Raw genomic sequence first — 1,782 nt, 5'->3', positions numbered from 1 at the left:
TGATCGTCGACCACATTCAGACTGTCGCGCGTTTCGGCGAGCTTGAGCATGGTCTTCAGGAAATTCTTGCCGAACGGGCTGTAGACCCAGGCGGTGCGCAGGATGGCGTGGTTCGGGGTTGCAGCCATGACGGCGTTCTCACCGGCCAGTTTGGAGCGGCCATAGGCACCGATCGGCGCCACCGGATCGTTTTCGACATAGGGGGCGGCCTTGGAGCCGTCGAAAACATAGTCGGTAGAGATGTGGATGACCGGTACGCCAAGTGCAGCCGCCGCTTCAGCGATCTTGCCGGCGGCGACACCGTTGATGACGGTTGCCGCCTCCTCATCGCCTTCCGCCTGATCAACGGCCGTATAGGCCGCAGCCGAGACGATCAAGTCCGGCCGGGCCTTTTGCAATGCAGCCTCGATCGTCTCCGGTGCGGAAAGGTCGAGTTCCGGGCGACCGAGTGCGATCACCTCGAAACGTCCGTCCTTTGCGCCACGCTCCAGCAGGGACAGAACGACCTGCCCTTCCCGGCCTGTGACGACCATGCGTTTGAGAGTGCTCATGCGGAGGCTTCCTTGGCGGCAGCCTGCTTGCCGACATCGAGCAGGCCGAGACGGTTGCCTTCATAGCCTTTGCGCAGCGGCGCCCACCACCACTCGTTTTCCAGATACCAGCGCACCGTCTTTTCGATGCCGGTGTCGAAATTCTCATCAGCCTTCCAGCCAAGTTCGGTTTCCAGCTTGGTCGCGTCGATCGCGTAGCGGGCATCATGGCCCGGACGGTCGGTGACATAGGTGATCAGGCTGGCATGGGATTTGGCCTGCGGACGCAAGCCATCCATCAACTCGCAGATGCGGGTGACGACATCGATATTACGGCGCTCGTTGCGGCCGCCGACATTGTAGGTCTCGCCGATCCGGCCCCGTTCGGCGATGATATCGAGGGCACGGGCGTGATCCTCGACATAGAGCCAGTCACGGATGTTGGCGCCATTCCCGTAAACCGGCAGCGGCTTGCCATCGAGCGCGTTGAGGATGATCAGCGGGATCAGCTTTTCCGGGAAATGATACGGGCCGTAATTGTTCGAGCAGTTCGACACGACGACCGGAAAACCGTAGGTCCGTGCCCAGGCCTTGGCCAGATGGTCGGATGCCGCTTTCGAAGCCGAATAGGGAGAGCTCGGATCGTAGGGCGTTTCCTCGGTAAACAGCCCCTCATCGCCGAGCGAACCGTAAACCTCGTCGGTCGAGACATGCAGGAAGCGGAAAGCTTCTTTCTCAGATGCATCCAGCGTCAGCCAATACTGGCGGGCACATTCGAGCATGGTGAAGGTGCCGATGACGTTGGTATCGATAAAGTCCTTGGCGCCGGTGATCGAGCGGTCGACATGGCTTTCGGCGGCGAGATGCATGATCCGGTCGGGCCGGAAGTCTACAAGCGCCTGTTCGATCGCAGCACGATCACAGATATCCGCCTGCAGGAACCGATAGCCGGGACGGTTGCCGATGGCCTTCACAGAGGTTTCGGTGCCCGCATAGGTCAGCTTGTCGATGTTGAGGACCTCATAGCCCTTGTTAAGGACGAGATGCCTGACGACTGCCGATCCGATGAAACCTGCTCCACCTGTCACCACTACGCGCATCTGAACAATTCTCCGTACATCATCGCGGATCATGGCCGCGGCAGGAAAGTAGAGGAAGGCAACTGAAAAGCTGCCGTCCGGGCAAGATCAGGTATGCCTCAATAGGTGAAGACGGTGCCAAGGTCGGCCAGCGACGGCTGCTTCCTGTCCTT

2 protein-coding genes are annotated in these 1,782 nt (G+C 60.1%); both read right to left on the bottom strand.

Annotated features, from left to right (window positions below):
* A partial coding sequence (locus JZX87_RS30940) for an SDR family oxidoreductase (protein WP_206829644.1) occupies positions 1–551 on the bottom strand: 551 nt, incomplete at its 3' end.
* On the bottom strand, positions 548–1,630 hold the full coding sequence (rfbB, locus tag JZX87_RS30935; protein WP_206829643.1) for a dTDP-glucose 4,6-dehydratase: 1,083 nt from the start codon (positions 1,628–1,630) through the stop codon (positions 548–550). The genes JZX87_RS30940 and rfbB, both read right to left, overlap by 4 nt.
* Between the last annotated feature and the right edge of the window lie 152 nt (positions 1,631–1,782).

Source organism: Agrobacterium sp. Ap1 (assembly GCF_017313375.1).
Classification (GTDB): Bacteria; Pseudomonadota; Alphaproteobacteria; order Rhizobiales; family Rhizobiaceae; genus Neorhizobium; species Neorhizobium cellulosilyticum.
Note: the sequence above shows the minus strand (reverse complement) of the source record. Positions and strands in the feature narration are given on the sequence as shown.